Origin of the sequence: Amycolatopsis sp. SID8362 (genome assembly GCF_010550475.1) — a bacterium.
GTDB lineage: Bacteria > Actinomycetota > Actinomycetes > Mycobacteriales > Pseudonocardiaceae > Amycolatopsis > Amycolatopsis eburnea.
This window is the reverse complement of record NZ_JAAGNB010000189.1, coordinates 1-6036: the sequence shown is the minus strand read 5'-3', so window position 1 is coordinate 6036 and position 6036 is coordinate 1. Positions and strand designations below refer to the sequence as shown.

At 72.3% G+C, this 6036-nt stretch carries 6 protein-coding genes; 3 read left to right on the top strand and 3 right to left on the bottom strand.

All coding sequences use genetic code 11. The features are described 5' to 3' along the window. Positions 1-592, bottom strand: a 592-nt coding sequence (locus G3I65_RS06965; RefSeq protein WP_160695353.1) for an NAD(P)-dependent oxidoreductase, incomplete at its 3' end; no start/stop codon positions are given. Positions 593-618: 26 nt separating this feature from the next. After that, a complete protein-coding gene (locus G3I65_RS06960; protein ID WP_160695352.1) occupies positions 619-972 on the bottom strand; it encodes a VOC family protein in 354 nt (117 codons plus the stop codon). A gap of 123 nt (positions 973-1095) precedes the next feature. On the opposite strand from G3I65_RS06960, the gene G3I65_RS06955 reads away from it, so the two are divergent. From G3I65_RS06955 to G3I65_RS06945, 3 genes are read left to right on the top strand one after another with little or no spacing between them, the layout of a single operon-like run. After that, complete coding sequence (locus G3I65_RS06955) at positions 1096-2844, top strand: proline--tRNA ligase (RefSeq protein WP_160695351.1); 1749 nt, start codon at positions 1096-1098, stop codon at positions 2842-2844. Then, positions 2844-3710, top strand: coding sequence for a hypothetical protein (locus tag G3I65_RS06950; protein WP_160695350.1), 867 nt, complete (start codon positions 2844-2846; stop codon positions 3708-3710). Before G3I65_RS06955 ends, G3I65_RS06950 begins: the two co-directional genes overlap by 1 nt. Before the next feature lie 26 nt (positions 3711-3736). Then, the gene (locus G3I65_RS06945) at positions 3737-4423 is read left to right on the top strand and encodes a hypothetical protein (protein ID WP_160695349.1); all 687 of its coding nucleotides are present in this window, start codon (positions 3737-3739) and stop codon (positions 4421-4423) included. Here G3I65_RS06945 and G3I65_RS06940 read toward each other — a convergent pair. Beyond that, a partial coding sequence (locus G3I65_RS06940; RefSeq protein ID WP_160695348.1) for a bifunctional lysylphosphatidylglycerol flippase/synthetase MprF occupies positions 4401-6036 on the bottom strand: 1636 nt, incomplete at its 5' end. The genes G3I65_RS06945 and G3I65_RS06940 overlap by 23 nt on opposite strands.

Below are 6036 nucleotides of genomic sequence, written 5' to 3'. Positions count from 1 at the left end.
GGCCGCGGGTGGCCGGGGTGTCCGGCAGGATCAGCACCACTATGTCGGCGGCGGGCAGCAGCTCCGGCAGCTCGGCGACGCCGTGGACGCCTTCCGCCGCACGCGGGCGGCTCGCCACCTTCGTCACCACCGCCTCCGCCGCGACGAGCTGGCGCTCGATCGCCTGCCCAATCGAGCCGTGGCCGACCAGGAGCACGCGGCTGTCGGCGAGTGACCGCGTGTGCTCGCGCACCCACTCGCCCCGCGCCTGCTGCGCGAACCAGCGGGGCAGGTCCCGCTGGGCCGCGTGGATCAGGGCGAGGGCGTGCTCGGCGACGCTCAGGTCGTGCAGCCCGCGCCCGTTCGCCAGCCGGACGCCCGACGGCAGCAGCGGCACGACCGCCTCGACGCCCGCCGACAGCGACTGCACCACCCGCAGCGCGGGCAGCTCCTTGATCAGCTTCGGCGGCTCCGGCCCGCGGTCGTAGGGCAGCACGTAGAACTCGACGCCGCCGAGGTCGTCCGGCACGGCCTCGCCACCGTCGTAGTACGCGGCTTCGACCCCTTCCGGCACCTCGATGTCGGTCCAGGGCAGCAGTACGCGAGCGCTCATGCCGCCTTTCTACCCGGCGCCCGTGCTCAGTGCTCACCTCCCGAAACGCAGAACTCGTTGCCCTCCGGATCGGCCAGCACCGTCCAGGTCAGGCCCGGCACCCGGTGCTCCGCGACCTCCTTCGCACCCAGCCCGACCAGGCGTTTCACCTCGGCCTCGCGCTCGTCACCGCCGAAGTCGACGTGCACCCGGTTCTTGCCCGCTCTCGCCTCCGGTACCCGTTGCAGGGCCAGCGGGAGGCCGCCGTCGGTGGGCGCGAGGATGAGGAACTCGCCCTCGTAGTCCTGCGCCACCGTCGTCTCGAGCGCCGCCGTCCAGAACTCCGCCAGGCCGCGCGGGTCCGCGCAGTCGATCGTGATCATGCCCATGTGGATCGCCATGCCCCGAAGCTAGCGGCGACCCCCGACAAAAACGGGCCGCCGAGTAACCCGTTGGAGTCACGGCCGGGGGATTGACTACCCTGAGCGGGACTTTCACACCCGCCCGGCGCAGGGAGCCCCGCAGTGATCACCAGGACTTCGTCGTTGTTCCTTCGCACGTTGCGCGAGGATCCGGCGGACGCCGAGGTACCGAGCCACCGGCTCCTGGTACGCGCCGGCTACGTCCGCCGGGTCGCCCCGGGCGGGTACTCCTGGCTGCCGCTGGGCCTGCGCGTGCTGCGCCGCATCGAGAACGTCGTGCGCGACGAGATGAACAAGATCGGCGCGCAGGAGATCCAGTTCCCCGCGCTGCTGCCGAAGGAGCCCTACGAGGCGACCGGCCGCTGGACCGAATACGGCGACAGCCTCTTCCGCCTCAAGGACCGCAAGGGCGCCGACTACCTGCTCGGCCCGACGCATGAAGAGCTCTTCACGCTGACCGTGAAGGGCGAGTACAGCTCGTACCGCGACTACCCGGTCACGCTGTACCAGATCCAGACCAAGTACCGCGACGAAGCGCGTCCCCGCGCCGGCATCCTGCGCGGCCGCGAGTTCGTCATGAAGGACTCCTACTCCTTCGACCTCGACGACGAGGGCCTGGAGCGCTCCTACCAGGCCCACCGCGACGCGTACACGAAGCTGTTCGACCGGCTCGGCCTCGAATACGTCGTCGTGAAGGCGACGTCGGGTGCGATGGGCGGCTCGGCGTCCGAGGAGTTCCTCGCCGTCGCCGAGACGGGCGAGGACACCTACGTCCGCAGCACGGACTCGGGCTACGCGGCGAACGTCGAAGCCGTCGTCACGCCCGCGCCGCCCGCGCAGCCCATCGAGGGGCGCCCCGAGGCGCAGGTGCACCACACGCCGAACACGCCGACCATCGAATCGCTGGTCACCTTCCTGAACAACGCGGACCTGGGCCGCACGTTCACCGCGGCGGACACGCTGAAGAACGTCATGCTCAAGACGCGTCAGCCGGGCGCGAAGGAGTGGGAGCTGGTCTGCGTCGCGGTCCCGGGTGACCGCGAAGTGGACATGAAGCGCCTCGAAGCGTCGCTGGAGCCCGCCGAGGTGGCGCTGCTCGAAGAGGCCGACTTCGCGAAGAACCCGTTCCTGGTCAAGGGCTACATCGGCCCGAAGGCGCTGCAGGACAACGGCGTGCGCTACCTGGCCGACCCCCGGATCGTCCCCGGCACCGCCTGGGTCACCGGGGCCGACAAGGTCGACCACCACGTCGTCGACCTGCTGGCCGGCCGCGACTTCACCCCGGACGGCACGATCGAGGCCGCCGAGGTCCGCGAGGGTGACGCGTCGCCGGACGGCCAGGGCACCCTGGTCGCCGCGCGCGGCATCGAGATCGGGCACATCTTCCAGCTCGGCCGCAAGTACGCGGACGCGTTCGAGCTCGACGCGCTCGGCCCCGACTCGAAGCCGATCCGGATCACGATGGGTTCGTACGGCGTCGGCGTCTCGCGGCTGGTCGGCGTGCTCGCCGAGCAGAACCACGACGACCTGGGCCTGATCTGGCCGCGCGAGGTCTCGCCGTTCGACGTGCACATCGTCATCGCGGGCAAGGACGAGGCGATCGCGGCCGGCGCCGAGAAGATCGCCGCCGAGCTGGACGCGGCGGGCCTCGAGGTCATCCTCGACGACCGCAAGGCGACGCCGGGCGTCAAGTTCGCCGACGCCGAGCTGGTCGGCGTGCCGACCATCCTGGTGGTCGGGCGCGGCCTGGCCAACGGCGTCGTCGAGGTCAAGGACCGGCGCTCCGGCGAGCGCGAAGAGATCGCGGTCGACGCCGTCGCCGAGCACCTGGTCAAGCTCGTCCGGTCCTGATGGCCCGGCGCCCGGACGACCCGACGCCGGGGTACGAGGACAACGCGGACGCGCCCGACCTTCCGAGGGCGCAGCCGAAGCGGATCCGTCCGGCCGCGAAGCGGCTGAAGTGGCGGCGCGCGCCGTGGTTCGGCCTGGTGTTCATCGCGCTGGTCGCCGGCGTGCTGAACGCGCTGGGTGTCGGCAAGCCGCGGGACGCGTCCTCGGCGCCGACGCCGCGGTCGCCGGTGGTGGTGACGCCGTCGCCGCGGGCCGCGGTCCCGGCGGTCGTCACGGGCTGGCAGTCGGTGGCGGGCCGCGACGGTTCCTACGCCTACGACGTCCCGCCGAACTGGAAGCCCGAACCCGGCACGCTGCACGGCTGGGAGAAGACCGGCGCGATCCCGGGGCTCCGCTTGATCACGAGCGCGTTCCTCGGCGAGCACTTCTGCGGCGACAGCGACCTCGGTGGCGCCGGCGTTTCCACGGAGCCGCTGACCGATCTCGACGCGGCGGCCCGCAAGGCGGTCACCGACGTCGGGGTCAGCGCGTTCAGCCCGGTCGACGGCCCGCTCGCCGCGGTGACCGCCGACGCCGGGACCGACGCGCAGCTCACGAAGGCCGACGGGGCGAAAGCGCCGGCGCGGATCGTGGTCGCGGACGTCGTCCCCACGGAAACGGGGGAGTGCGCGGCCAAGCACGCCCTGGTGGCGGCAATGGCGTTCGGCGGGAACGCCGGGTCGGCCGGGGTCGTGGTGGCGTACGCGGACAGCGACCGGGGCGGTCCCTCGGTGCGCGACGACCTGGTGGGGATCGTGCGGAGCTACCGGTTCGTCTCCGCGGCGGACCGGAGCACGACGACTCCGCCGCCGACCACCTACCGCTAGGCGCCGGAATTCGGCAGGCTGCCCGCATGGGTGGTGACGCGGACAGACGGCTCGGACGGATCAGGATCGGCGCGTTCGCGGTGCTGGGGGTCGCCGGCGTCCTGCTTCTCTTCGGGCCGCTGCTGGCGAAGGTGGCGATTTGGCTCGTGCGGCCGCGGGATCCGGACTGGTGGGGCGCCTCCGGGCAGTGGGTCGGGGGCATCGGCACGATCGCCGCCGTCGTCGTGGCGTTGTGGATCGCCATCCGTGACGGCCGGGTCGCGCGCGAGGACCGGCGGGAACGGGACCGGCGCGAGCGGCAGGAGCAAGCCGCGAAGGTCACCGCGTGGATCGAGCTCGCCGGGCCAGGGGCGGACGCCGCCGGGTACATGGTCGTCTCCAACGCGAACGCCGAGGCGGTCAACCACGTCGTCGTCTCGTTCGACCTGGTGCGGCAGCTGCCGATGACCGGATCCACCCTGCACCGCGGGCCGGTGATCGAAGACGACGAGTACCTCTACGCGATCCTCCCGCCCGGGAAGTGGCGGATGCCGATCCGCGAAGAGTGGCAGCGCCCGGACCTGACGCCGGGGGTGATGCTCGCCTTCACCGATTCGCGGAACGGCCACTGGCTCCGGCTGACCGACGGCAGGCTGATCGAAAAGGACCAGAACGTCGTCAGCCGCCGGAAGATCCGCTTCCCCCAGCGGATCAGCGTGCCCGAGAGCTACTGACCAGCTTCGCCAGTTCCCGCAGCCGGACGTCCGGCAGGTAGGCCCGGCTCAGCGCCAGCCCGATCCGGGGCAGGTCGGCTTCGTCGCGGAACGCCAGGTACAGCGGGACGTGCCGCGGCTGGAACTTCGCCTTGAACGCGTGCAGCGAGCGGAAACCGTAGTACGGCTCCATCACGCGGCCCAGGGACTCCAGCACCCGGTCCACCGGCCGCGCCGGCCCGGAGCCGCTGCGGGCCAGCGGTGCTCCCGACAGCGACACGAACCGCGCGCCTTCGTCGCGGAACGCCAGGCAGGCCGACGCGATGAGGAACTCCATCACCGGGCGGAAACCGTGCGCGCTGCGGCGCATGACGTCCAGCGTCCAGCCGCCGATCTTGCCCGCTCCGGTGTGGACCGGCAGCCACGACGTCACGCCGTGGACGGTGCCCTCCGCGTCGACCGCGAGGCCGACGCGGGTGGCCGGGTCCATCGCCTCGTCGAGCCCGCCGAGGGTGAACCCCATCTCCGGCATGCCCTTGTCCGCGATCCACTCCTCCGAGAGGGCCCGGACCTGGGCGAGGATGGGTTCCGGCTGGTCGGCCAGGCGGACCAGCCGGAATTCGATCTGCTGCTTGGCGGCCTTGTTCAGCGCGGACCGGACGTCCTGCCACGCCTTGCCGCGGAACTCGAGGCCGTCGAGGTCCAGCACGTTGTCCTCGGCGACCTGGACGTGCTGCCAGCCCTGCTCGCGCGTCGCCGCGACGGTGGCTTCCGTCGCCGAGAACACGCACGGCACCAGGCCGGAGTTCTCGCACATCGTGGTGAATTCGGTGACCGTGGCCGCCGCGGTGCCGTCGGGCGCGATCGGGTCGCCGAGCGCGACCGCGACCCCCGCGTGCCGCCGGTAGGCGAGGTAGGAGCGGCCGTCTTCGCGGACGAAGTAGGTGTTGCGCGGCCAGGTCGTCATCCACGACAGCGTGCTGCCGCCGTGGCGCCCCAGGAGCGAGCGGGCCAGCGCCGGCCCCGGGCCCTGCGCGTGGCGCCGCAGCCGGCGTCGCGAAGGCACCCGGAACGCGTGGCGCGCGGCGATCAGGACGCCGAGCTCGACCGTCCACAAGAGATTGTCGACGAAGAACAGCGGCAGGCCCGCGGTGTCGTAGTCCCCGCCGAAGACGTCGGCCAGCCCGACGAGCGTGGCGACGGCGAGCCCTTGCAGCGTCACGAAAGCCGACAACGCGACCGCCCAGCGCCACGCGACGCGCCCGCCGCGGCGCAGCCCGTTGAGCATCGGCAGCACGAGCACCACGAGGACCGCCAGCTCCGGCGCCGACAGCGAAACGCCTTCCGCCGAGCCGAACGGGCCGTCGCCGGGCACCAGGAACATCACGATCTCGGCGACGGTGAGCAGCAGCAGGCCGGCGACGGTCAGCAGCCGCCACTCGCGCAGGTTCGGGCCGGCGGGCTCGTCCGCGCGCCGGCCGCCGACGAGCCGTTTGCCGAGCGGGATCGCCAGCAGCAGCGCGAAGAAGTGCACGAGGTCGGCCAGCGTGCCGACGTAGACGATCGCGACGCCGGCGTACACGCACAGCCCGGCCCGCAGCCGCAGCGCCCACGGCGGCCGCAGCGTCGCGCTG

What these genes read in the sequence shown, in the direction of transcription:
- G3I65_RS06960 (WP_160695352.1), bottom strand. Translation starts at nt 972, where the DNA reads ATGGCGATCCACATGGGCATGATCACGATCGACTGCGCGGACCCGCGC.
- G3I65_RS06950 (WP_160695350.1), top strand. Translation starts at nt 2,844, where the DNA reads ATGGCCCGGCGCCCGGACGACCCGACGCCGGGGTACGAGGACAACGCG.
- G3I65_RS06945 (WP_160695349.1), top strand. Translation starts at nt 3,737, where the DNA reads ATGGGTGGTGACGCGGACAGACGGCTCGGACGGATCAGGATCGGCGCG.